Source organism: Sphingobium sp. JAI105, from assembly GCF_015752145.1.
GTDB classification, from domain to species: Bacteria; Pseudomonadota; Alphaproteobacteria; order Sphingomonadales; family Sphingomonadaceae; genus Sphingobium; species Sphingobium xenophagum.
The window spans coordinates 1,227,754-1,252,935 of sequence record NZ_JADOUC010000001.1 but is presented as its reverse complement, the minus strand read 5'-3'; the positions used below and the strand labels follow the sequence as shown (position 1 = coordinate 1,252,935).

Annotated in this window: 17 protein-coding genes and 5 pseudogenes; 5 read left to right on the top strand and 17 right to left on the bottom strand. The window is 61.8% G+C overall.

Translation table 11 applies throughout. From position 1 onward, the window contains the following. Window positions 1-205: 205 nt before the first annotated feature. The 4 genes and pseudogenes from IWY39_RS05880 to IWY39_RS05865 all read right to left on the bottom strand — a co-directional run bounded on the left by IWY39_RS05880 (window position 206) and on the right by IWY39_RS05865 (window position 6,162). Window positions 206-1,605 (bottom strand): annotated as a pseudogene (locus tag IWY39_RS05880) (IS1380 family transposase). A 459-nt stretch (window positions 1,606-2,064) separates the two neighbouring features. After that, complete coding sequence (locus IWY39_RS05875; RefSeq protein WP_107126492.1) at window positions 2,065-3,456, bottom strand: efflux transporter outer membrane subunit; 1,392 nt, start codon at window positions 3,454-3,456, stop codon at window positions 2,065-2,067. Then, complete coding sequence (locus IWY39_RS05870) at window positions 3,453-4,619, bottom strand: HlyD family secretion protein (RefSeq protein WP_196871407.1); 1,167 nt, start codon at window positions 4,617-4,619, stop codon at window positions 3,453-3,455. The genes IWY39_RS05875 and IWY39_RS05870 overlap by 4 nt, the downstream gene beginning before the upstream one ends. 7 nt (window positions 4,620-4,626) lie before the next feature. Further along, the gene (locus tag IWY39_RS05865; RefSeq protein ID WP_261376126.1) at window positions 4,627-6,162 is read right to left on the bottom strand and encodes an MFS transporter; all 1,536 of its coding nucleotides are present in this window, start codon (window positions 6,160-6,162) and stop codon (window positions 4,627-4,629) included. Window positions 6,163-6,379: 217 nt separating this feature from the next. On the opposite strand from IWY39_RS05865, the gene IWY39_RS05860 reads away from it, so the two are divergent. Both IWY39_RS05860 and IWY39_RS05855 read left to right on the top strand, forming a co-directional pair. Beyond that, entirely contained in the window at window positions 6,380-6,916 is a 537-nt protein-coding gene (locus IWY39_RS05860; protein WP_107126490.1) for a TetR/AcrR family transcriptional regulator, read from the top strand. Window positions 6,917-7,174: 258 nt separating this feature from the next. Beyond that, complete coding sequence (locus IWY39_RS05855) at window positions 7,175-7,639, top strand: GNAT family N-acetyltransferase (protein ID WP_107126494.1); 465 nt, start codon at window positions 7,175-7,177, stop codon at window positions 7,637-7,639. A 260-nt stretch (window positions 7,640-7,899) separates the two neighbouring features. Here the strand turns inward: IWY39_RS05855 and IWY39_RS05850 are convergent. The 9 genes and pseudogenes from IWY39_RS05850 to IWY39_RS05810 all read right to left on the bottom strand — a co-directional run. Next, a pseudogene (locus IWY39_RS05850) lies at window positions 7,900-8,241 on the bottom strand (VOC family protein); the annotation flags it as partial. Between the two features lie 55 nt (window positions 8,242-8,296). Then, a pseudogene (locus IWY39_RS05845) lies at window positions 8,297-9,519 on the bottom strand (IS256-like element ISSpwi2 family transposase). A 124-nt stretch (window positions 9,520-9,643) separates the two neighbouring features. After that, a complete protein-coding gene (locus IWY39_RS05840) occupies window positions 9,644-9,802 on the bottom strand; it encodes a hypothetical protein (protein ID WP_231377494.1) in 159 nt (52 codons plus the stop codon). Window positions 9,803-9,900: 98 nt separating this feature from the next. Next, window positions 9,901-11,013, bottom strand: a complete 1,113-nt coding sequence (locus IWY39_RS05835) for an S-(hydroxymethyl)glutathione dehydrogenase/class III alcohol dehydrogenase (RefSeq protein WP_107126489.1) — start codon at window positions 11,011-11,013, stop codon at window positions 9,901-9,903. 111 nt (window positions 11,014-11,124) lie between these two features. Continuing rightward, window positions 11,125-13,707, bottom strand: coding sequence for a TonB-dependent receptor (locus IWY39_RS05830; RefSeq protein WP_196871405.1), 2,583 nt, complete (start codon window positions 13,705-13,707; stop codon window positions 11,125-11,127). 333 nt (window positions 13,708-14,040) lie between these two features. Further along, window positions 14,041-14,904 (bottom strand): cupin domain-containing protein, encoded by an 864-nt coding sequence (locus IWY39_RS05825; RefSeq protein WP_107126487.1) that lies wholly within the window; start codon window positions 14,902-14,904, stop codon window positions 14,041-14,043. 312 nt (window positions 14,905-15,216) lie between these two features. Further along, a pseudogene (locus tag IWY39_RS05820) lies at window positions 15,217-16,616 on the bottom strand (IS1380 family transposase). A gap of 189 nt (window positions 16,617-16,805) precedes the next feature. Then, the gene (locus IWY39_RS05815) at window positions 16,806-18,449 is read right to left on the bottom strand and encodes an acyl-CoA synthetase (RefSeq protein ID WP_107126610.1); all 1,644 of its coding nucleotides are present in this window, start codon (window positions 18,447-18,449) and stop codon (window positions 16,806-16,808) included. Between the two features lie 193 nt (window positions 18,450-18,642). Beyond that, complete coding sequence (locus tag IWY39_RS05810; RefSeq protein ID WP_107126609.1) at window positions 18,643-19,491, bottom strand: cupin domain-containing protein; 849 nt, start codon at window positions 19,489-19,491, stop codon at window positions 18,643-18,645. Between the two features lie 289 nt (window positions 19,492-19,780). Between IWY39_RS05810 and tnpA the strand changes: the two genes are divergently transcribed. Next, on the top strand, window positions 19,781-20,173 hold the full coding sequence (gene tnpA / locus IWY39_RS05805; protein ID WP_107126048.1) for an IS66-like element accessory protein TnpA: 393 nt from the start codon (window positions 19,781-19,783) through the stop codon (window positions 20,171-20,173). Further along, on the top strand, window positions 20,170-20,526 hold the full coding sequence (gene tnpB / locus IWY39_RS05800) for an IS66 family insertion sequence element accessory protein TnpB (RefSeq protein WP_409994392.1): 357 nt from the start codon (window positions 20,170-20,172) through the stop codon (window positions 20,524-20,526). The genes tnpA and tnpB overlap by 4 nt, the downstream gene beginning before the upstream one ends. A 37-nt stretch (window positions 20,527-20,563) precedes the next feature. Here tnpB and IWY39_RS05795 read toward each other — a convergent pair whose 3' ends face one another. Next, window positions 20,564-20,749 carry a hypothetical protein gene (locus tag IWY39_RS05795; RefSeq protein ID WP_107126049.1) on the bottom strand — a complete coding sequence of 62 codons (186 nt, stop codon included), beginning with the start codon at window positions 20,747-20,749 and terminating at the stop codon, window positions 20,564-20,566. On the opposite strand from IWY39_RS05795, the pseudogene tnpC reads away from it, so the two are divergent. Then, window positions 20,669-21,565, top strand: a pseudogene (gene tnpC / locus IWY39_RS24555) (IS66 family transposase); the annotation flags it as partial. The gene IWY39_RS05795 and the pseudogene tnpC sit on opposite strands and share 81 nt — an antisense overlap. 145 nt (window positions 21,566-21,710) lie before the next feature. On the opposite strand, the gene IWY39_RS05785 reads toward tnpC, so the two are convergent. The 3 genes from IWY39_RS05785 to IWY39_RS05775 are packed head-to-tail and all read right to left on the bottom strand — an operon-like array spanning window position 21,711 to window position 24,930. Next, window positions 21,711-22,727, bottom strand: coding sequence for a tyrosine-type recombinase/integrase (locus tag IWY39_RS05785; protein ID WP_145169984.1), 1,017 nt, complete (start codon window positions 22,725-22,727; stop codon window positions 21,711-21,713). Then, window positions 22,724-23,695, bottom strand: a complete 972-nt coding sequence (locus IWY39_RS05780; protein WP_145169986.1) for a tyrosine-type recombinase/integrase — start codon at window positions 23,693-23,695, stop codon at window positions 22,724-22,726. Before IWY39_RS05780 ends, IWY39_RS05785 begins: the two co-directional genes overlap by 4 nt. Then, window positions 23,692-24,930, bottom strand: a complete 1,239-nt coding sequence (locus IWY39_RS05775) for a site-specific integrase (RefSeq protein WP_196871299.1) — start codon at window positions 24,928-24,930, stop codon at window positions 23,692-23,694. The genes IWY39_RS05780 and IWY39_RS05775 overlap by 4 nt, the downstream gene beginning before the upstream one ends. Between the last annotated feature and the right edge of the window lie 252 nt (window positions 24,931-25,182).

The following is a 25,182-nucleotide window of genomic DNA, read 5'->3' as shown; positions in this document are numbered from 1 at the left end:
CCCGGGGGCTAGCCCGGAAATCTCACACCGCCGTTTGATCTGACCTGGCGGTGCGCTTTTGTGGCCTTTCGGCGGCGATGAAGGCGACCGAGATGCGAGATGGCAGCTCGAAGGAGCATTTTCGGCGGTTGCGGGGCGAGCGGGGCCATTCCCGATGGCGGGTTAAGCGAGATGGCGGATTTCGGACTGTGCGCTGTCTGGTTCGTCAGCGCGTCGCGGCGGTTCGCAAGGCCAGGTGAGCGAGTTCCCATTCGTCGCGCCACGGGTAGGCAGAGGCCATGGCGATCTTGACGCGCCGGACGCTGACAGTGACGCGCGCGCCGATCTTGAGCAGCTTGAGACGGATGGTCCCGCAACTGGCCCGCGCGAACTGGGTAAAGCGCAAGCCGACGCGGCGCAGCGCGCACAGCAACACAGCGCGCACAGCAACACATAGGCCATTGACGCGAACCACAGACGCAACTGGTTGGCGCGCATAGTGGCGGTTGAGGTGCGGTCGGCGAACAGATCGGCCTGGCATTCCTTGATGCGGTTTTCCATCTCGCCGCGCGCGCAGTAAATTTTCTCGTAGAGATCGCGCGCTTTGGCCTCGCCGGCCTTGAGCGAGGTGACCACGAAGCGCGGGTTGGTGTCGCCCTGCGTCACTTCGGCCTTGCCGACGACGCGCCGCCTGCGGCTCCAGCTATCGAGCGTGCTCCACATGAAGTCCTTGAAGCGCCGCGCCGGCTTGCCGGTCTGGCAGCTCTCGTCGGTGGCTTTGGCGAGTTCGGGCTCGATCTCGGCTGTCAGCCGCTTGTTTTTGGCGAGGCCGAACAGATAATCGACCTTGTTCGCCTCGCACCACGCCATCAGTTTCTCGCGGCAAAAGCCGCTGTCGGCGCGCAGCAGGATGCGGGTCCGCGGCCAGGAGCGACGGATTTGCGCGATGATGCGCTCGACCTCCTCGCAGGCGCCCGCCGCCCCGTCGATGTTCGAACGGCGCAACTTGGCCGCCAGCAGGTGCCGGCCGCAGAAGATGTAGAGCGGCAGGTAGCAATAGCCGTCATAATAGCCGTGGAAGAACCGGCCTTCCTGATGGCCGTGGATCGGATCATCCGTGGCGTCCAGGTCGAGGATGATCTGCTTTGGCGCCTTCTTGTGCGCTTCCAGAAACAGCGTCACGAACAGATCCTCGATCGCCTCCGGATCATGGCTGATCTTGTGGTATCGCGTCGGTTCCGGCCGCGACAGCTCCAGCCGGTTGAGCGTGCTCTTGCCCGCCAGCGGCGCGCAGGCCGCGCGTCCCGCCTCGAGCTTGCCGACCAACGTCGCCATCACCGGATCATGGCGCAACTCGTCATGATCGTTCAGATCCTCGTAGCCCAGCGCAATCCCGAATATCCGCTGGCTCACCAAGGTTCGGACTTCATGCTCGATCAATTCCGACCGGCGATGATCCGCAAAGCAGCCGGCAAACCGATCCACCAGCCTGATCGCCCGATCGGTTGCCCCCAGCAGCAGGCTCCCGGCGTCGCTCGTCACCGACCCGCCATCGAATGCCGCCACCACCGACCGCGATTCTACCCGTGCAAACTCAAATGACTTTGCGCTACACTCTGTCGGCATCGGGGAACTCCTCTGCTGTCCGGTAAGACTTTGTTGCAGAAGAAATTTATCCGATTCAGAGCCCCGATGCACCTAATTCCGTGAGATTTCCGGGCTAGGCTCTGTCGAAGACCAGAACATCGGCACCTGCGATAGCGCGCAGATGGACGACCATTTTGTCAGCAGCGCGAGCGACTGCTGCGGCAACAAAAATCCGCCGTCTCGATCATCGTGATATCCTTAGTCACGGATCGACTGCTCCTGTCTGCCGTGTCGTAAATCAGACGATAGCCGTCGACCGCCATGTGTTTTTCGGCGAAGTTGATCTCCCCGGACTTCTCAGCGCTGGCGCACACTTCTCATGGCCTACTACGAGCCATCTAGACATTATGCGAGAACGGCCCCTCCATTCATGCTACGAGACCAGAAGGGTGGTTCAGGCTCGAACCTGTGTTCATGGCCGATAAGCAGCGCTCATAGTTACGGGCTTGGCACTGACCTGCCTGCAACTTTCCACCCACCCCCGAGGGCCGCCCAAAGACGGATCATCGCGTTCAATTGTTGCTCGCGCACGCCGATCGCATTCAGCTCGACCGTGAACAGGTTCCGTTGAGCATCCAGTTCGTCAAGATGGGAGGCATAGCCTACGCGGAATCGATCGCGCGCGTAGATCAGCGAGCGTTGGAGGATGGCACGTCGGGCAATCGCGCGATCGATCTGCTCGCGCAGTCGCCGTTCGCTGGTTAGCGCGTTCTCGACCTCACCGAAAGCGCGCAACGCCGTGTCACGGTACGCCAAGGCGGCCTGGTCACGCTGTGCGTTGACCTGATCGAGTTGCGCGGTCAAACGTCCACCCTGGAAAAGCGGAGCAAGGACGCTGGCTCCAAGACTCCAGATGGACACTGGATCATATCCGCCTTGATCAACGATCAGAGCGCCGCCCGACGCGGATAGGCTCACATCGGGCAGGAATTCGGCTCGCCGTGACGCGATGACACGGTCGGCTGCGGCCAGCCGCGCTTCAGCGGCTGCGATATCAGGGCGCCGTCGCATCAGTTCCGATGGTAGCAAGGAAGGAACAGCTGGTACGGTTAGTGCGACCAGCCTGCCTCGCTCCACCGCAGCGGGCAGGTCGCCTGTCAGCAGCCGAAGGCTGTTCTCCTGCAACCTGCGGGCCTGTTCCAGTTGCGGGAGGGTCTGCGCTACTGCCTCATACTCGGACTGCGCCTGCGTTAGCTCCAATTGGGAACTGTAGCCCAAATCAGCCCGGTCCTGCGCGATCCGGCGCGCCTCGGTGCGAGAGGTCAGCGTCTGGCGGGTCACGTCCAGTTGCGCGTCGATCGACAGGAGTGTGACATAGGCCTGCGCCGTCGCGGCCGCGATTGAAAGGCGCACCGCATCGCGATCTGCCACAGTCGCGACATATTGGGCACGCGCGGCATCGGTCAGAGCGCGCAGCCGCCCGAACAGGTCCAGCGTCCAGTTCGCCGTGATCTGTGGCTGGAGTGCGAAAACTTCGCGTGGCTGCCCGCCTGCCGGCGAGCTATCGTAGGCGGCGCCTCCACCAACCGCCAGCGTTGGCAGCCGTGCGGCACCGGCAAGGCGCATCTGCGCTTCCGCTTCCTCTATGCGCGCCGCAGCGATCAGTACGTCGGAATTGTTGTCGATCGCCCGTTCGACGACAGCCGAAAGCGCAGGATCGCCAAACTGCCGCCACCATTCAGCCGAAACCGGCACGGCGCTGGCCGCGACCTGCTCGCGCCACCCGGACGGCGCGGCGATGCTTGCCTGCGGTGGCTGCGGGCGGTTGACGGGCATGCAGCCGGAAATGAGGACCAAGGCGGTAACCGCAGAAAACCGCTGGCAGATCATCGCACCGACTCCTTGAGGGAGGAGGCCCCCGTCGTGTCTACCCGCGCGACCACTGACATGCCGGGACGCAGCCGCTGGACGAGCGGCTGGTTCGAGTCGATACGAATGCGCACGGTGATCCGTTGCACGATCTTGGTGAAGTTGCCGCTGGCATTGTCCGGTCGCAGCACGCTGAACTCCGATCCTGTCGCGGGCGCAAACTGTTCGATCCGCCCGGTCAGCCGCGCCCCGTCTAGCGCATCGACGGTGAAGCTTGCGGGTTGTCCCAACCGCATCCGCGCCGTCTGTGTCTCCTTGTAATTGGCGACGACCCAAATTTGATCGGGTACGAGGAACATCAGCTGCGATCCCGCCTGCACATATTGCCCGACCCGAACCGAAGCTTCGCTGATCTGCCCATCACGTGGCGCACGGATCACTGTATTGCCGAGGTTGATGCGGGCAAGATCGACCTGCGCCTGCGCCTGCGCGACACGGCCTTCCAGCGAGCCGCGCGATACGCGCGTCGCGATTATGGTCTGCTGCTGCCCCTCGATCGCGGCCTGCGCCCGTTCGATGGACGCCGCCGATGTTCGTTCGGTCGCGAGGACCTGGTCGCGTTCGCGTAGGCTTACCGATCCGCGCGAGGCCAACTCGCTGACGCGTCCGATGTCCGCCTGCGCACGCGCGCGCTTGGCGCTGGCCTGCGCAAGGTCGGCCTGCCGCGTTCGTAGCGTCGCCTGGTTCTGGGCGACTGTCTGCGACCAATTGGCCAGCTCGGCCTGCGCGACCTGCAACGCGGCAAGCGCGGAATCGAGCTGCTGGCGATAAATGCGGTCATCGATGCGCAGCAGCACCTGCCCCCGGCGTACATGCGCGAAATCTCGGACATCAGCCTCCACGACATAGCCTGCGACCTGCGGCGCCATCGCTGTGATCTGGCCTCGAACATAAGCGTTCTCGGTGGTGACCACCGGGCTGGTGAACGGCCATATCCGCCAAGCGTACTGGATGATGAGGAGGCCGCATAGGAACAGCACCGCCATGATCGCCATCGTGCGGCCGCTGGTCTTGATCGTCTTGGGCGGCGGGGGCGTGTCCGACACGCCAGCATCGGTTGCAGGATCTTCGTCGGGTACGGTGGCGGGCGACGCGGCATCGCGGGTCTGGACAGCATCGGTCATAGAAATCTCACATTAAGGAGCCAGCCGCTGCTTTCGCGGCAGGCGGCGGGGCGTTGCGGGCGTTGCGCACCTGGACGCTGATCCGCCACAGACACCACAGAAGAAAAATGAACGCGATTGCTGCGTTCAGTCGGAAGATGTCGTTGTACGCGCGCACATTGGCTTCACGCGTTGCGACCTGCTGAAGCAGCGCAGTACCCTGCGCCGCGCCCAGCCCGGGGTCGGTGACGCGCGTCGCATAAACCTGGCGCTGGATTGCGAGCCGCCGCGCGATGATCGGATCGGACGGGTCGACGTGGCTCGTCATCTGACCGGAATATTCATGCTCGCGATATTGCTGCACCGTGCCGTACAGCGCGGGGCCGATCAGCCCGCCTGCGCTTTGGGTCATGGTAAAAAGGATCACGAAGGTGATGATATGATCAGGTCCGCGCTTCAGCGCGCCCATCACGCCGTTCAGGATCAGCGGCGCCATCACGAGCGCGCCGGCCATCGCGACCATGAACTGGCTAACCATCATGGTGTTCGGGCGCGTATCACTGGTCGCGTCGCTGTCCATCAGGCTGGCGAGGAGAACGAGGACGATCGAAGCAATGGCCATCGGCATCATCGTTTTTGGTCCGAAGGTTGCGGCGCCGATCGCGATCCCGGCCAACACACCGGCGATGATGACCAGGTAGAACAACCCGAACTGATCAGGCCCCATTCCCAGCGTGCGCAACAGCCCTGCCGCCGCGAAGCTCTGTTCGGAGAGGATCAGCCGAAAGGCGAGCGACGCGATAACGAAGCGCGCTACCTCGACCGTGCCGATCCAACGCGTCTGGATCAACGGATTGACTCGGTGATGTTCAATGTAGAACGCCGCGAAGAGTAGAGCCATGGCGGCGATCAGCGCCCAGGCCATCCATGGCTGCTCGCTCCACCATTGCAACCGTCCTTGCGCCAGCACCGCCGCGATCAGCGCGAAGGCAGGCGCCAACAATGCGAAGGTCAGGAAATCGGTCCGCTCGATCACCTTGACGCGGATGCCGGGCGGCAGCTTGAGCGCGACCACTGCTGCCAGCGTACACAGGGCGAGCGCGAACTCGAACAGATAGAGCGTCTGCCAGTCGCCCAGATCGAGGAGCGCGGGCGAGAGCAGCCATGCTAACGGCAGCGCAAGCTGCGTCAGGCCGAAGGCGACGACGATGGAGTTGCCAAGCAGATGCTTGGGAAATCCCTGCATCACATAATAGAATCCGAGCGAACTCAGCGTCGCGCCGACGAATCCAGACGCTCCGCGCACCAGCAACGCGGTCGGATAATCGTCGACGAACAGATGAAGCGCCGTCACGGCGAGATAGGCCACAAGCGCGATTTCCGCGAAGCGGCGGATACCGAACTGCTGACGCGCCTTGAACAGCACCAGATTGGCGGACAGGTTGACCATCACATAGGCGGCGGGCAGCCATGCCCCTTCGACTGGCGTAAGGCCCAGCGTACCCTGTATCTGCGGAAGATTGGCCGAAACCAGCGCGTTGCCGAGCCCGCTAGTGATTGTCACCAGCAGCCCGATCGTGAGATACGCGGCCCGCAAGGCGGGTGTATGCCGTACCGAGGCAGGCGACCCCGGGATCATCGGAACCTCGTCCGGGTGCCAGTCAGGTGTGCGCTCTAGTATGAGCGGCGGTGATCGGGACGTGGACGTCGTCATGAAAATTGCCTACTCTTAACCGGACAACCAATGTCCGCTTTATCTTCATTGGCGAAAAGAGGCAAGGATGCGGAAGGACGCGCAAGCACGACGTGATCAGCTCATTGTGGCAGCGGCGGAGCTTTTTGAGCAGCACGGATACGGCGTCGCACTGGAGGCGGTAGCGGAACGCGCGGGCGTGGGGCGGGGAACGCTGTACCGCAACTTCGCCGATCGCAATGCGATGATCGTTGCCGTTCTGGAAAAGCGCCTCGACGAACTGGCTTTGTTCATTAAAGAGAATGTCGACAGTCCGACCCTGTTCGAGGATTTCGTTCGGCGTCAGGGCGTGGTCGCGGCCTTCCACACCAAAGCTCTTGTCAACGCGGAGAACGGCGCTCTCAACAGGGTCATTATATCTCTGCGAGAACGGGCCGATGCATTAATGGGAACGGTGCTGGAGGGTGCGATCGCCTTGGGCAGGATCTCCGCTCACATCACGATCACAGACATGCGGATCGTCAACAGGATGTTGATCGCGGCGGCTACCATGCCGGAGATGGACCCGAATGACGCACTCGAGCGAGCACTGGCCATCTTGCTGGCCGGTCTTGCGCCCTCATGACGGCGGAGCTTAGCTCCGCCGTCATGAGGGCGCTCCTGTTGGGACGATAACTCGCTCCCCACCGCAAGGCGTTTGAGCGAAAGTCTGGGCGTTCCGCAGAAGCGCCTAGTGTAGAGACCTGCTTTCACCCTCTAATGCACGAAAATCAGGCGAAAGCCGCCGCCCGTCATGTGTTGGTCGGCGGTTGTCGCGCATTACCACAATGTCCTCAAAAACACGCCTTATCGAAGCCATGATCTCCGGCATGATATTTATGCTATGACGATCATCCGGCACGCGATCTTTCCTGACGACACATCGGCGGTGCTGACCATCTGGCGTGAGTTTATCGCCAATTCCCCGGTAAATCTCGATTATCAAAACAACGATGCCGAGTTCGCCAACCTGCCGGATAAGTATGCGTCGCCGAAAGGATGCGTTCTGCTTGCGGAACGGGAAGGCGAATTTGAGGGCTGCGTTGCGATGCGCCAAGTCACTCCTGAAATATGTGAGATGAAGCGACTATATGTTCGTTCCTATGCTCAAGGACGTCATCTTGGTCGTGCCCTTGCCGAACGCCTGATCCAAGAAGCTCGCGCTGTTGGCTACAGAGAAATGAGGCTCGATGTGCAGGCGAAGTTCGTCACCGCGCGCAAGCTGTATGAGGCTCTTGGTTTCGTCGCGGCTGAGCCGATATCCTTCAATCCGGTTCCCGGCGCGTCGTTTCTCGGTCTCTACCTATAGCTGACACGATAATTGATCTCGGTTTGGCGGACGGGAATCAGGCTTTTATCGCCATGCCGCGTACCGTGCGTTATGCGGTTACATTGGCATGGGTTTAGGTCAGCCCCGAGAGATGCCAGACGATGAGAAGCCTCGCCTGTCGCACAGAGCTGCCCGTACATCGAAAAGGTCTCTTGGTTCAGCAGGCGGCCGAGGTGGTGCGTACATGCCTTGCTGCGGCAGAATTCTTACGCGTACTGATTTTCTCCACGATGTTCGTCTCAGCCAGCTTCGGTGAATGTGTAGCTGCAAACCTTGTTGCCCGCCGGGTCGCGCAAATAGGCGGCATAGGCTCCAGGAAGATGGCTGCGCGGTCCTGCCACGCCTTCGTCAGTACCGCCATTGGCGAGGCCAGCGGCATAGAAGGCGTCGACCTCGTTGGTGCTGGCTGCGGCAAAGCCGATGGTCACGCCGTTGCTTGACGGCGCTTCTCCATTGCCCGGACGCGCGATGATGAACGCCGGCTTGTCCCTGCCGTAGAGGACCCAGCCCTTGCCGAACGGACCCAGATTATTGATGCCAAGCGCGCCAAGCGTGTTGTCGTAAAATTTGGTTGATACTTCGACGTCGGCGGCACGGGACTGTCAGAATTTCCGTGTGCGGCCGGGCGGTTGATCATCAGGCCGCCATGGCTCTGATGAAACGTTCGCCGAAGATCACGGCAAATTGCGCCTTCGCCATGGTCCACTCACGTGGTGGCATCTTCTACTCTTTCTCCGACCGATTCAATATCAGATAGAGCAGCTTGGTGGCGGCCTCGTCGCTTGGGAAGTGTCCCCTGGCCCTGACAGCCCGCCTGAGCTTCGAGTTCAAAGCTTCGATCGCGTTCGTGGTGTAGATAATCCGGCGGACCTCGTCGGGGAACGCAAAAAACGGGATCACCTCGCCCCAGGCGCGCCGCCAGCTCTGGCCGATGGCGGGGTAGCGCTGCCCCCAAGGACCAGCCTCAAATGCCGTCAGCGCCTTTTCTGCGGCATCAGCGTCGGTGGCATGGTAAATCTCCTTGAGCGCGCTGGCGAGGTCTTGCGGTCCTTCCAAGAGACGAAGTCCATTGAGTTGCGCAGCAGGTGAACGATGCAGGTCTGGACGATCGCATCGGGGAAAACTGCGGTGATCGCATCGGGAAAGCCCTTCAGGCCGTCAACGACGGCCAGCAGGATGTCTTCAACGCCACGGTTGCGAAGCTCGTTCATCACCCGAAGCCAGAACTTGGCACCCTCATTCTGCTCGAGCCACAAGCCGAGCACCTCCTTTGCGCCGTCGGCGCGGACGCCCAGCGTAATGTGGATCGCCTTGTTGCGCACCATGCCCTCGTCGCGGATCTTGACCCGGATCGCGTCGAAGAAGACCAGCGGGTAAACCGGATCGAGCGGCCGCTGCTGCCAAGTGGCGACCTCATCGAGCACGGCGTCGGTCACCGTGCTGATCAAATCGGGTGAGACGTCGATTCCGTATAGATCGTGCAGGTGCCTGGTGATCTCGCGGGTGCTCATGCCGCGCGCGTACATCGACACGATCTTGTCGTCGAAGCCGGGAAAGCGGCGTTGATACTTGGCGATCAACTGCGGGTCGAAGCTCGACTGGCGATCGCGCGGCACGTCGATCGCCAACTTGCCGGTGTCGGTCATTACCGTCTTCCGACCGTAGCCGTTGCGCATGTTGCCGGCGCCGTCTTCGCCAGCGAGGTGGTGATCCATCTCCGCATTCAGGGCACGCTCTGTCAGCGCCTTCTTCAGCGAATCGAGCAGACCGCCCTGCTCGAAGGCGGCACTGACAGCGCCGCCCGCCAAAAGCTGATCGAGAAGCTCATTCGGTATGGCAGGTTCTTTGCGTCGTGACATAGTGGGACTCCTTGTTGCCCATTATGCCCGGCCACACACGGAAATCCTGACAGTCCCGGCGGCACCGATGAAGACATGCGAAAAGACGTCGTTGCCAGAAATCACTGCCATTGTTTGCTCTCCTTCAGTTGAATTCTTCGATATCGCCAAGGCGGTCGAGCAGCCTGTCGGCGACGCTCGCGCGGATGGGCTCTCCCGCCAGCAGCTTGAGCCAAGTGTTAAGGCTTATGCCGAGTTGCTCCATGATGTGGTCGGGCTTGCGCGAACACAGACGCTTTCCCAATCGCTGGACAATCGGGGGATCGATATGGCGCGTGACAGCGCGCGACGGGATCGCGCCCCTGGGGCCTTTACTCGCACGAGTTTCTTGAAGCGAAGGCATCAGAACACGACGACACTGCGTATGCTTTCACCCGCATACATCAGGTCGAAGCCTTTGTTGATCTCTTCGAGACTGAGGACATGGGTGATCATCGGGTCAATCTCGATCTTGCCGTGCATGTACCAGTCGACGATCCTGGGCACGTCGGTGCGGCCCTTGGCGCCGCCGAAAGCCGATCCTTGCCACACACGACCGGTGACGAGCTGGAATGGACGGGTGGAAATCTCCTTGCCCGCCTCAGCCACACCGATCACGGTGGAAACGCCCCAACCTCGATGGCAGGCTTCGAGCGCCTGGCGCATCACCTCGGTGTTGCCGGTGCAATCGAACGTATAATCGGCGCCGCCATCGGTGAGGGTCACGAGATCGGCGACGACCTGCGCCGTGCTCTTACCTCTGGGGTTGTAGAAGTGGGTCATGCCGAAGCGCATGCCCCAGTCCGCCTTGCCGTCGTTGAGATCGACACCGATGATACGGTCGGCGCCGACCATGCGCGCGGCCTGCAGCACGTTGAGGCCGATGCCGCCCAGGCCGAAGACGATGACGTTGGAACCAGGCGTGACCTTGGCAGAGTTGATGACCGCCCCAACGCCGGTCGTCACGCCGCAGCCTATATAGCAGCTCTTGTCGAAGGGTGCGTCCTTACGGATTTTCGCTACAGCAATCTCCGGCAGGACAGTGAAGTTGGAAAAGGTCGAACAGCCCATATAGTGAAAGATCGGCTGCCCCTTGTAGGAGAAGCGCGTCGTTCCGTCGGGCATCAGCCCTTGGCCCTGGGTCGCGCGGATGGCGGTGCACAGATTGGTCTTGCCCGAAAGACAGCTTTTGCACTGGCGGCATTCGGGCGTGTAGAGCGGGATCACATGGTCGCCGGGTTTCACGGACGTCACGCCCGCACCGACCTCGCGCACGACACCCGCACCCTCATGTCCCAAGATCGACGGAAAAATTCCCTCACTGTCGAACCCGTCCAGCGTATAGGCATCGGTATGGCAGATTCCGGTCGCCATGATTTCAACCAGCACCTCACCCACTTTGGGCCCTTCCAGATCGATTTCGACGATTTCGAGGGGCCTTTTCGCTTCGAATGCGACGGCTGCACGTGTCTTCACAGATTACTCCAGATCATCAATGAACGGCTGCCGCCAAGGGCCGGCCTTCATTCAGTTATCGGCTCAAGTCGAAAGGAGGAGGGGAGACAGAGCCTCCCCTCCCAGTTGCCGTCAGAAGCGCAATGTGGCTTCGACTCCGTAAGTGCGCGGCAGAGCGCGTACGATGTACCCCGCACCGGTGATGCCTTCATTGGGATAGCCGGCCGGAAAGTAGAGCTTGTTCGACAGGTTTTTGCCCCAGAGCGAGAGCGTGTAACGGTCCGCGACATAGCTGATGCGGCTGTTGAAGACCCAATAATCGCCTTCACCTTGTGTATACTGCCCGCTCGCGAGATTGGGCAGGACACCGCGGCTGTAATCCTTGAACGTGTCGTAGTAGAAACGCCCCGTATAGGCGGTGTCGCCATGCACCTTGATCTTACCCTCGCCGATATCCACCGCATCACAGTCGAAGGCGAGATTGACCGATGTTTTGGGCGCATAGGGGAAGGGGTTGCCGCCCACGCTGACGTTGCCGGCCCCCGACTGAACGCATGAGCCATCCTGCGCGGGGAAGAGGCCGCTCAGGTTGAGCGCGGCGCATGCGGCCTGATCATACTCCTTATATTTGCTGTCGAGGATGCCGAGCGAGGCGCTGAGCGTGAGGCGATTAGTCGCGGCGAACTCGACGTCGAGTTCGAGGCCTTTCATAGTCCCGTCGAGCGTGATGATGTTGGCGGTCACGCTCGGATCGACCACCTGGCTCTGTTGGTTCTTGTAATCATAGTAAAAAAAGCTGCCGTTGATCTGCAGCCGATTGTCGAGGAAGCGGGTCTTGAAGCCCACCTCGAAGGCGTTCACCTCCTCAGGCTTGACGAAATAGACCTGCGGCGAGCTGATATAGGCGAGCCCGTTGAACGTGCCGGCGCGATAGCCGCGACTGTAACTGCCGTAGAGCATGACGCCGTCCACCGGCTTCCAGTCGAGGATGGCGCGTCCCGACACGCGGCTTGTCTTGCCGCTCTTGTTGATCCCGCCTGGATTGGGATCGGCGGTCGCGGGAATGACGACGGTTCCGGCTTCGTTCCGCACCGGCGCAAGGAAATAAGGTGCCCCGTAAGCGGAGACGGCCAGCATCCGGGCGTTGCCGGCATCGTCATAATAGGTTGTGAGGCCATCCTTATAGTCGGTGGTATCGGTTGTGTAGCGCAGGCCCGCAGTGAGCTTGAGCGTTGGCGTGAGCTCGTAGCTCCCTTCGCTGTAGATCGCCCAGCTTTCACGGTTCTGCTTGAAATGCTGTTTGCCGCGAACGCCAGTCGGAACCGAGCCAGCCGAGAGCGCGGTGCCGTTGAAGCCGCCAGCAGGGTTAAACCAGGTCGCGGGCAGGCCGACCGCCGCGCGCACGTCGCTCAGGAAATTGAAGATGTCGATGTCGTTGTCGGAGGTGACACTGTCCCAGCCATAATAGGCACCGACGATCACCTTGAAGGGGCCGCTGCTGTAGTCGAAACGAAGATCCTGGTTGAAGGCCTCGAAGGACGAGCGATAGCCGTTTGAACACAGGCGCAAGGGGCCGCTGTCGCAGTCCGTCGCGGTCTGGAGATAGAGGCCGGAGTCATAGCCGGTGATCGAGGTGAGATTGAGCTTGTCGGCAAGCTCGGCCTTCACCGTCAGGACCGCGCCCTCGGCCCGCGTCACAGCGCGACCGATCGTGTCCTGCTCAATCTGCGTGTCGGACAAGCCGACCCGGCTGTAGGTGCTGGGCAGCAGCCCGGCGCCATTGTCGCCGAGTAACTGGAACAGGGGCGCCAACGGGAAAGCCGGGTTCTCGTAGTTGATCACCTCTGGGTTGGCACGCGAGGGGCCCGCGCCCAGTGACGCGGCGACGCCGCCGGTCGATTTGGCCGAATAGCCTTTCAAGGTGACATCGAGGGTATCGGTTGGCGCGAAGCGTAGCGTGCCGCGAATACCGTAGCTTTCGTCACCATTGGGATCGCGTCCGGTTGCATAGTTGAGACCGGAAGCGCCAGCGGCGGCAGTGGTGTTGAGCCCGGCTGGCATCAGATTATGGATATAGGGATCGGATTTGACGTAGGTGCCCGCGATGCGGATGCCCAGCTGGCCTTCTACTGGCGTCAGTTCGATCGCGCCTTCGGCGCTCTTGCGATCGTAATTGCCGTAACCCAGCGTCAGATAGCCATTGGCGCCCTTCATCTGCGGCTTGCGGGTGATGAAGTTGATCGCGCCGCCGGTCGTGTTGCGGCCATAGAGCGTGCCCTGGGGCCCGCGCACCACTTCGACTTGTTCCAGATCGTAGAGCTGCTGCCCCTGGCTCGCCCGGAAGGTCTGGTAGACCTCGTCGACGTAAACGCCGACCGGCGAAGCCGCGCTGGCGCTCAGTTCGGTCCCCACGCCGACGCCGCGCAGCGTGAAATTGGGCTGCTGAGAGCCATAGGCCGATGACACCTGGAGATTGGGCATCGAGGCGTTGAGGTCCGATGTGTCGAACACCCCCTTGGCGGTAAGCGCTGAGGCGGAGATTGCCGATACCGCGACCGGCACATCCTGTAGATTTTCAGAGCGCTTGGTCGCAGTAACGACGATCTCTTCCAGACCGCCTGATTGAGCCTGCTCCTCGGCGGCCTGCTGAGCGAGCGCCGGCGTGGCAAGGCACACCGCGATCGCAACAACGCTTATGGATCCAACCCTTTTCATACGAACCTCCCTGTTCGGGCCACTGCATCCCAGTGCATTTCGTGGCCCAGTTTCGCCTGGACGCCGGCTTGCGAGGGTGGCGCTACCCTTTGCCCTCGACTCCATTGTCAAGGTCCAAGGTGCCGGAGAACTGATACTCTTCTTAGTGCCTCTTCCTCGCTAATTGATGGTGCCAGATGGGGCGATCGGGCCTGTGGCGCCATCCCTGGGTTGCGGGCGCGCGGCAACGCGCGTGCCAAGGCGACCAGCCCGCTCATAGCCATTGCCCGGCGGCCCGATTACCTGGTCACGCGTGCTGAAGCGCCAGGTCGGACGGGCCGCTGGGCGCAACCCTCATTCCGGCACGTTTGCATTCGCGATCAGCCAGAATTTTTTGGCAAATGGCCCCTTTGACGACCAGGACAGACGCGTGCCGCGTGGCATGGCGAGGACATCGCCGCCCCGCAGGTCGTGGGTCTCGCCGGTATCTTCGTTGACGACATGATATTGGCCTTCAAGCAGCAATTCGATCTCGTCTCCCAGGGGAGAGGTGTAGGGAATGGCTGTCGAGCCGTCCGGTGCGCAACCGGCGATGCCGACGCCCGCCCGCCACAGGCCGCAGAGCAGGGTTCCGGTGCTTCCCGTGGAGCGCAGCGTGAACAATTCGCCGCACACCATCGTGCCGTGACCGGGCTCTTCCCAAGTGAAGGGTTCCCATGCATCCGGATTGTCACTGATATGGCCGACATAGACGTCATCGTCCTTGACCAAGGACGCCGGCGAGTCCCACAATATCCAGAATTTCTTGAGGAAGGGCGCGTCGATGTCCCAGCTCAGCGCTACGCCCTTGGGATGGCTGATGATCGTACCGGCCTCAAGTCGGTACTGCTTGCCCGTAGCGGCGACCGTGACGGTCGCCGTGCCTTCGAGGATGACCATGGTTTCATCGCCAAGGGGCGCGGAATAGTCGATATGGCATGAACCATCCTCGTTGCAGCCGGGCATATCCTTGCCAGTTCGCCAGAACCCGAGCTGCAGCGACCCGCTGGTGTGGTCGAAGGCGATCGGCGCGACCTCGCCCTTCACCTGTGGCCCGTAAAGCGGATCGTCCCAGGCGAAAGGCGCCCACTGCGCGGGATTGCTGTTGCGGTTACCAATGCCCAGGGACCGGGGCGCGGTCACGGAGGAACTGCCTTGGAGGTTTGGTTCGCTCGCCATAATTAAACTCCTCGCTCGCTGCTGTCTCCCGGCTCCCCTCCAACGCGGCGCAGGTGCGCCCTTGGGGATCGCTGGGAGCGATGATCAGAAACCTATGGAGGAGGCGCATCTGGCCCTAGCCCGGAAATCTCACACCGCCGTTTGATCTGACCTGGCGGTGCGCTTTTGTGGCCTTTCGGCGGCGATGAAGGCGACCGAGATGCGAGATGGCAGCTCGAAGGAGCATTTTCGGCGGTTGCGGGGCGAGCGGGGCCATTCCCGATGGCGGGTTAAGCGAGATGGCGGATTTCGGACTGTGCGCTGTCTGGTTCGTCAGCGCGTCGCGGCGGTTCGCAAGGCCAGGTGAGCGAGTTCCCATTCGTCGCGCCACGGGTAGGCAGAGGCCATGGCGATCTTGACGCGCCGGACGCTGACAGTGACGCGCGCGCCGATCTTGAGCAGCTTGAGACGGATGGTCCCGCAACTGGCCCGCGCGAACTGGGTAAAGCGCAAGCCGACGCGGCGCAGCGCGCACAGCAACACAGCGCGCACAGCAACACATAGGCCATTGACGCGAACCACAGACGCAACTGGTTGGCGCGCATAGTGGCGGTTGAGGTGCGGTCGGCGAACAGATCGGCCTGGCATTCCTTGATGCGGTTTTCCATCTCGCCGCGCGCGCAGTAAATTTTCTCGTAGAGATCGCGCGCTTTGGCCTCGCCGGCCTTGAGCGAGGTGACCACGAAGCGCGGGTTGGTGTCGCCCTGCGTCACTTCGGCCTTGCCGACGACGCGCCGCCTGCGGCTCCAGCTATCGAGCGTGCTCCACATGAAGTCCTTGAAGCGCCGCGCCGGCTTGCCGGTCTGGCAGCTCTCGTCGGTGGCTTTGGCGAGTTCGGGCTCGATCTCGGCTGTCAGCCGCTTGTTTTTGGCGAGGCCGAACAGATAATCGACCTTGTTCGCCTCGCACCACGCCATCAGTTTCTCGCGGCAAAAGCCGCTGTCGGCGCGCAGCAGGATGCGGGTCCGCGGCCAGGAGCGAAGGATTTGCGCGATGATGCGCTCGACCTCCTCGCAGGCGCCCGCCGCCCCGTCGATGTTCGAACGGCGCAACTTGGCCGCCAGCAGGTGCCGGCCGCAGAAGATGTAGAGCGGCAGGTAGCAATAGCCGTCATAATAGCCGTGGAAGAACCGGCCTTCCTGATGGCCGTGGATCGGATCATCCGTGGCGTCCAGGTCGAGGATGATCTGCTTTGGCGCCTTCTTGTGCGCTTCCAGAAACAGCGTCACGAACAGATCCTCGATCGCCTCCGGATCATGGCTGATCTTGTGGTATCGCGTCGGTTCCGGCCGCGACAGCTCCAGCCGGTTGAGCGTGCTCTTGCCCGCCAGCGGCGCGCAGGCCGCGCGTCCCGCCTCGAGCTTGCCGACCAACGTCGCCATCACCGGATCATGGCGCAACTCGTCATGATCGTTCAGATCCTCGTAGCCCAGCGCAATCCCGAATATCCGCTGGCTCACCAAGGTTCGGACTTCATGCTCGATCAATTCCGACCGGCGATGATCCGCAAAGCAGCCGGCAAACCGATCCACCAGCCTGATCGCCCGATCGGTTGCCCCCAGCAGCAGGCTCCCGGCGTCGCTCGTCACCGACCCGCCATCGAATGCCGCCACCACCGACCGCGATTCTACCCGTGCAAACTCAAATGACTTTGCGCTACACTCTGTCGGCATCGGGGAACTCCTCTGCTGTCCGGTAAGACTTTGTTGCAGAAGAAATTTATCCGATTCAGAGCCCCGATGCACCTAATTCCGTGAGATTTCCGGGCTAGAGCCTGATCGGGCCTTTGCGATGGTGCCAGTTTTCTCGGACGGACAATGAGGCATCGTGCCACGTCTGGGCGAGCCCCAGCACCAGGCTTACTACAGGGTGCGCAGGACGAAGCGCTGGATCTTGCCGCTGGGTGTCTTGGGCAGTTCGCTGACGAACACGACAAGTCGGGGATAGGCATGCGCAGACAAGCGGCTCTTCACATGACGCTTGAGCTCCTCTGCCAGTGCTGGCGAGGCTTCATAACCCTGATTGAGAACGACGAATGCCTTGACCAACTCGGTTCGCTCCGGGTCGGGTACACCGATGACCGCCGTTTCCATCACAGCGGGATGCTCGACCAGGGCGCTTTCGACATCGAAAGGGCCGATTCGGTAGCCCGAGGAGGTGATGACATCGTCAGCGCGGCCGATGAAGCTGATGCTGCCATCGCTTTCCCATTCTACCGTGTCACCGGTTCGGTAATATCCGCCCGCGATCGCGGGTGTTTCCTGCTGCCAATAGCCGCTGAACCAGAGGAGAGGCGAGTTGGCGACATCGATCGCTAGCTCGCCAAGCTGGTTTGGCCCCAGTTCGCGGCCGGCCTCATCAAGGACCGCAACGCGGTACCCGGGCATGGGAAGACCTGCCGATCCCATGAGTACGCGGTGGGCCAGCCCATGATGATTGTTCACCACCATGCCCATTTCGGTCTGGCCGTAATGATCGTGGATAGGAACGGCCAGATGCCTGTCGAACCAGCGAATAATTTCGGGGTTGAGCGGTTCGCCCGCGCTGCTCACCACGCGCAGACTGCCTTTAGCCTGCGCGGCCGCCTCCGGCCCTGCCGCGATCAGCAGCCGGTATGCGGTCGGCGCCCCGGCGAGGTTAGTGATCCCGAGCCGGCCGATCACCTCATAAGCTGCCTTCGCCGTAAACCCGCCATCATAGAGCGTCGTCGCATGACCAAGCAGAAGCGGCCCGGTGATACCGTAATAGAGGCCATAGGCCCAGCCCGGGTCGGCGATGTTCCAAAAACGGTCCTGTGGCCGTAGATCGACTGCCCAGCGCATATAGGCGCCGATGGCCAGAAGGCCGCGCAGCGGCACCCCGACCCCCTTGGCAAGGCCGGTGGTGCCCGACGTCGACATCATCAGGAAGAGATCGTCGGGGCTGCGCAGAACCGGTTGGAACACGGCGCTGCGCGCATCGAGTTCGACGCGGAAGTCAAGATCGTCTTCCCGCAGCCTATCGCCGGGCGCAAGGACGGTCGCGACTTTCGGACAATCGGCTATTTCGTCCAGCTTGAACCGATTGGCGCTGTCCGTGATGATAAGTTTCGCGCCGCTGATGCCCAGTCGGTGCTGGATGGCCTTGGGGCCAAAGGCGGTGAAGAGCGGCTGATAGACCCCTCCCGCGCGCCAGACCCCCAAGATGGTCGCGAGTAGCTCCAGAGTGCGGGGAAGAAGACCCGCCACGCAATCGCCGGGACGAACGCCATGGTCGACCAGCATGTTGGCCACCTGTGCGGAAAGGTCGCGCATCTGGGCAAAGCTATAGTCTTCCTGTTGCCCATTGGCCGACACCCAGATGAGCGCTGTTCGCTCGTCGTCGGCATATCGATCACAACACTCGACGCATGCGTTCAAACCCGCCTCGACGCTCCCTGAAAGCCGGCCGCGTTCGGTCTGCATGGAAAAGTTATCGAGCGTCGTCCCATATGACAGGGGATCGGCGAATACCGGTGCACCGGTCATGCCTTCATTGTCCTCTTCCGTGCTCGCGGCTTAGGCGCGATGCACTATTTTTCATTGAACGACGTGGCGGAGGCTTGGCGGTTAGCCGGTAAGCCCGGCGCGGTCATGCTCCTCGCCCGAGCATGGTTGCCCTCGATAGCATGGCGGAGCAGCACCTGTTGGGAAGAGGTCCGCTCCGCCGGCGTTCGCATGCCTATTCAGGCAATGCGTCGCGCGTAATGACCCAGAGCTTCTTGCTGAAAGGCCCCTTGGACGTCCAGGTGATATGCGTGCCCGAAGAGAGGCCGATCACATCGCCCGCCCTGAAGTTATGCGTCTTGCCGCTCTCGGTTTCGGTGACCTCGACCTCGCCTTCGAGAAGCAAGATAGTCTCGTCGCCCAGCACTCCGGTATAGGGTGTGGACATGGTGCCCTTACCGTCGACATCGCTGCCGGCAATGCCCTTGCCAGAGCGCCATACGCCGCTCAACATCGTGCCGGTCGAACCGCCGGTGCGAATGAAGTAGAGTTCGCCCGCAACGAGGTCACCTTCCGCCGGCTCGGTGAAGTGGTACTCCTGCCATTCCTCAGGATTGTCGCTGACATGGGTGATCAGCAGATCCTGAGGCGGGTTGGCGGTGGGTTCGCTGCCGTTCCAGATGCACCAGTATTTTTTGAACGCTGGACCCTGGATGTCCCACTGGACTTCGAGCCCCTTGGGCGAGCTGATGATCGAGCCGGGGCCGACTTCATAGCGCTTGCCGGTCGAGATAACGGTAAGGACGGCCGTTCCGTCGATCACACACGCGGTTTCATCGCCGAGCGGCGAGGAATAGAGAATAGTATGCGACCCATCGGATGCTGCTCCGGGCGCGGTCGGCCCGGTCCGCCACAGCCCCGCGGAAAGCGATCCTGAAACGCCGTCGGGCCGGATCACGACATACTCACCATGCACCTGAGCGCCGAATCGCGGCTCCAGCCACTCAAAGGGAGACCATTTCTCATTGGGCTCATTCTGAACCCCGCCATGTACGGCGCTGCGGACAAGAACTTCCGACGTCATCCCCATGTCTCCTTTTCCCCGGCCATTGCCGCGCCCGCTGGCTGAAAGCAGCTCGGGCGAGACTATTCGGCTATGCTGAAATCTGCGGTAGAACTGTCACGGCCGCTAGCGCCATGACCGCTCTTTTTGATGGTGCCAGATTTGCGGTCGGTTCCTGCCACCATCATTTGCTTAGGTGGTGCCCCTCCTGCGGGACCGCTCGTGACGCTCCATCGTAAGCGCCGACGGAAGGCGGCCTTGTTGCCGGCATCGGAATAGGAAAGCTCGCGGCCTTTGAGGAGGTGTGAGCATGGACATCGAGCAGTCAAACGAGCCTCGTATGAGCGGTCGCGGTGATGGCGGAGCGCTTGTACGGGTGGAGCGGCGTCGGAACTGGAGCGACGAGGAGAAGCTGGCGATCCTGAAGGAGACGACGGTGCCGGGGGCGATCGTCTCGGCCGTGGCTCGGCGGCACAGCGTTGGAACAGGCCAGCTTTATACCTGGCGCAAGCAGCTGCTTCGCGGGGCGATGGCGGGCTTCGTGCCTGTCGAACTGGCATCGTCTTCTCCGTCGGCCAAAGCTCGGCAGCCAGGGCGGATTGAGGTTCGAGGGCGGTGCGGCCTGACGGTGTTGGTTGATGGCGAGGTCGATCGGGCCGCCCTGAAACAGGTGCTCGATGTCTTGCGGGAGCTGGATCATTGAGCCTGGCTTTCCCGCCTTCGACGAAAATCTATCTGTCGCTGGCGCCGTGCGACATGCGCAAGGGGTTTGATGGGCTGTCGGCGCAGGTGCGCAATATTCTTCAGCTTGATCCCTTCTCGGGGGCGGTTTTCCTGTTCCGCGGGAAAAGGGGCGACAGGTTGAAGGCTCTGGTCTGGGACGGCTCAGGGCTATGCGTGTATGCGAAGCGTCTCGAGCGCGGAAAGTTTGTTTGGCCACGTGCCCATGAGGGTGCGCTGCGGCTGTCGGCAGCCCAGCTTGCGATGTTGCTCGAAGGCATGAACTGGAAGCAGGCGATCGTCCACGACGAGGTCATCACGCCGAGGCTCGCATAGCCAAAAAGATCAGGAAAGCCGCCATTTTATGTAGGATTTACCGTGGGCTTGGGCTATTATCGGTGGCATGCGGTTCGCCCTTGATCGCCTTCCCACAGACCCAGTCCTCCTGCAGAAAATGCTGCTGGAGATGGCCGATGCCATGGAGCAGGAACGGGCCGAACGGAGGGCCGCGGAAGCCACGGTCAAAGCCCAGACCTTGCGGATCGAAAAGCTCGAGCATCGCGTCGCGCGGCTGCTGCGCGTCCAGTTCGGTCGTAGCTCAGAGAAAATGGATATCGCCCAGCTGCGGCTGATGTTCGAGGAGGTCGAGGCACCGCAACCCGCCAACGATGAGGTGGCGGCACCGTCTGTGGCGAAATCGGCCCGCAAATCCGGCGGCCGTGTTCCGCTTCCTGCGCACTTCCCGCGTCATACAGTCGATCATCAGCCCAGCCCGTGCAGTACCGGTTGTAACGGGCCGTCAGTACAGATTAACGAGGCTGTCACTGAGGTTCTCGACTATGTCCCGGCGCGCTTCCGGGTCATTCGCCACGTGCGACCAAGACTGGTGTGCCGGTCCTGCGAACAGATCCGCCAGGCCCCCGCTGTCGATCTGCCACTCCCCAAGGTGATGGCGAGCAGCAGCTTGCTGGCCCATCTCGTCGTCAATCGCTTTGTCGATCATCAGCCCTGGCATCGGCAGTCGGTGATCTTCCGCCGCGTGGGACTCCACATCGATCGGGACGTGATGAGCCGCTGGGCCCGAAAACTGGCATGGCTGCTGGCGCCGCTGGGTGAGCGGCTGTTCGCCTATATCCGGGAAGCCGCCAAGATCCACGGTGACGACACGCCGGTCACGCTGCTGGGCAATGGCGATGGCAGCCGGACTGGGCACTTCTGGGTATATCTGCGTGATGACCGCTCCAGCGGCGATATGAGCCCGCCTGCCGTGGTCTTCCGCTTCAGCGCCGATCGTGGCGGAGCGCATCCGGCAGAACATCTCGCCGACTATCGGGGGTATCTACAGGCAGACGGCTTTGCCGGGTACAACGCACTTTACCGTGACCCCAAGACCAAGGCGCCCAGGGATATCGTCGAAGTGGGATGCTGGAGCCATTATCCAGAGCATGGTTTTATCTGGGGCCACGCGATGCTGATGTCCGGGATCGGCGAAAAAGCTCTGCGTGGACCTCGTGATAAAATCATAGGGACCGGAGGTACAAAAGCAGATCCGGCTTTGGCTTCCAAGGCGTGGCCTTTGCGGGTTCGATGCCAGCGTGCTTCCAAAAGTTCTGTAGCGCATCGCGCTTCATCTTCAGGTTCGTTAAGATATACCGGTTCGTGGTCGCGATGCTGGAATGACCGAGATAATCGCGGATCACGGTCACGTCGGTGCCTGACTGCAGGAGCGCGACGGCGCAGCTGTGGCGGAAAACGTGAGGAGTGATGCGGTCACGCGCCAACCTTGGCCGATCCTGGACGACTGGCGAGGCATGCTTGGTAAGGATGTACGCCGCTCCATCGCGGGTCAGCGGCTGGCCGTGTCGGTTCATAAAAACATGCTGCTGACCCGCGGCACCCGACAGGTTTTGCAGGCGCCGCAACGCGTCGGCCGTCTCGCGCCATAGCGGAACGAACCGCTCCTTGCGGCCCTTCCCATGTAGTCGGGCCTGGTGTGGCGGCGTCAGTTGAAGGTCCTGCCACAGCAGGCCGGTTGCTTCGCTCACTCTGGCGCCGCAATTATAGAGGAAAAGCAGCAGCGTGTAGTCGCGCCAGCCACTGCGGGTCCGCCGATCGGGATGGGCGATGATGGCCCGCACGTCGGTTGCTTCGAGGTAAGTTGCGGGCTTTTGCCTCGCCCGCTTCGACGGCAGCGCCAGCACCTGCGTGTAACGGAGGGCATTGTCGAGATCGTTGCGCAAGAGGTGCTTGAAGAAGCTGCGAAGCGCGGCACGGCGGCAGTTGCGCGTCGCGGTGGAGTTCGATCTTCCGCCCTCGAGATGATCGAGGAACCCAGCGACGGTGTCGGCATCGAGATCCTCCAGCACAAGCGCGGCGACCTCGCGGCTGCGATGCTGGGCAATGAATTGAAACAGCAGCTTGAGCGTGTCGCGATAGGCGCGCGTCGTATGTGGGCTCGCGCCGCGCTGACGCGGCAGATAGTTGGAGAAGAACGACTCCACCAGAGCGAACAGCATCTGAGGTCCGGCCTTACTCATCGTGGCTGCCGGGCGTGTCGCATATGTTGTTCGAAGCGCGTGCTCGCGAGTTCCAGGAGTTGCGGCGTCGCCTTCAGATAGACCTCGGTCCCAATGACGTTCTGGTGCCCGAGATAGGCCGAAAGCCAAGGGAGCTTGGCGTGAATGTCAGCACCTTCCTCCGCCCATGCCGTCAGGCGGTGAACCGCGAATGCATGCCGAAACTCATATGGACGCGCTCCGACGCGCCCTTGCGCAGGCTTGATATCGAGGCGGCGCAGGAGCTTGCGAATAGCTTCGGACGCAGCGTGGGTATGGAGTGGCGCGCCGTTGAGGCGAACGAACAGCGCTTCGGAATCCACTTGACCACGATCGTGAAGTAACCGGCATCGATCATCGACATAGAGGCGAAGCTCTGCGACAAGATCGTCGCGCATGGGGACGATCCGCGTACGCCGTTTGCTGTTGCGGATGAGCAAGGTCCCACGGTCGAGATCGACATCATCCATGGTCAGACGCACCGCCTCGCCGAGCCTGAGGCCGGTGCAGTAAAGCACGAGAATCAGCCTTCGCAGCATCGATGCCCATATGAAGCGGCCTTGGTGCGCTGACGCGGCGGCGAGAATGCAGCGGATCTCGTCGCGGCTGAAAATATAAGGAAAGAACGTCGACTCCTTCACCGGCGCAAAGGCGTGCTCGGGCACATAGCTGGTGGGATCGCGACGACGGCGATGCAGGCAAAGTTGACGAATGACCCCGAACTCATTGCCGAGCGTGACGGCCTTGCGGTCGGGCAAGCGGCCACACCAGCGGCTAATCGCTTCGGCCAGCGGAATATCGACATCGTCGCCCCACTGGTCTTCGACGAAGCGAAGGAAGCGTTCGATCTCAAACTCGCCGCGTCGATAGGGATGGCCCATGGCGCGCTTGAATGCCAGAAAGCTCGCGGCGTCGTTCCTCAACTCTTCCAGGACGACGACGGTGGTCATGTTGGCACCGGCAATGCGATCTCGCGCAGGGATGCGGTGGCGATCCGCACATAGGCCGAGACCGACTCTGGATCCCGGTGACCAAGGAGATCCGATACCACCTGGGGCCGCGCACCAAGGTCGATCTGGCGCGCCGCGTGAGAGTGTCGCAAGACATGGCTGCCCAGAAATGGCGCATCGATCCCCGCGATCTTCGCATGCTTCATCAAGATGTGGCGTATCGCGCTCGAAGCGACGAATGGCTCCAGCGGCATCTTCATCTGCACGAAAAGATGGCGGGTGGGTGTATCAGCGGGCCGGCCGTGGCGTAGATACTCTGCCAGCGCCTTGGCGACGGGTGGCAACAGCGGCAGCGTGAATGCGACGCCCGTCTTTGGGCGAAGGACTGACAGCGTGCCGCTATCCCAGTCAATATCCTGAAACTGCAAGCGGATGATCTCGCCGGCGCCAAAGCCATAGGTGCTCATCATCAGCAGGATCGCGTAGTCGCGAAGGCCCGACGGACTCGATCTGTCCACGGCCATCAGGAGCCGCTTCACATCGTCCCAGGAAAGGGACCGTCTCGGTCGCTCGTGCCGTCGTTGCACGGGCGCGATCACGGCCTCGCTGATATCGACCGGGCTCTGGCCACTCCAGTGCAGGAAACGGGAAAAGCAGCGTACCGTGCAAGCGAGATCGCTCACATGCGATCGGGAATATCGCGCGGCGCAGCCAACCAGAAATGCGTCGACATCGGTTAGCTGCATCGAGTGCCAGTCCTTGCCGGCCTGGATCAAATGATCCTGAAGTCTGCCGATGTGGCCCAGCTTCTTGTGAACCGTCACCTCTGGATTACCGCGGTGCTGGGTCAGATAGGCGGCATATTGCGCGAGCAACGGCGTCAGCAGAGCCTTCACCGGACGAGGCGGTCGCCAGTCAGGTGGGGCAAGCCCCAAGCGATGATAGACACGGCTGAGCGACAGCAGGGCGGTGCTGGAAAGGCGGAGAGAAAGCGGGTCGAGACCCCGTCGCTTCGCATACCAGTCTATGAACCGGCCAACTCGTTCGAGGGTCAACTCTTCTCGCTCGACCAAGCCGTGCAAGGCGCAATAGGTACGAAACTGCTGGATGCGGTTCAGATAGACAATCGTTGTTCCTGCCCCAAGCCGCCGCTCCGCGCTCCAGATGCGGCGGATATCGTCGGGGGTGGGCGCGGCAGGGTCGGCTGCGGCGATATGATCGACATGTATGGGCATGGCTTTACCTCGATCGGCAAAGCGTAGCTCGCGATGAACGCGTGATCACGCCCCGCATCGTGTTGGCAAGAGCCACCGGCGGCGTCGCCACTGCCAATCCTCTGGATAGGCCGGAATCCCAGGGGCGCCGGAATGCAGTGCAACAGCTGCGGGGAAAGAGCTCGGCGAAGCATTGCAAGGGCCGGAACGTCACCCACCGGCAAGCCCGGCCTTGCCAGCTGGGGCGCCATCACTTCAACGGCGGCAACGGAT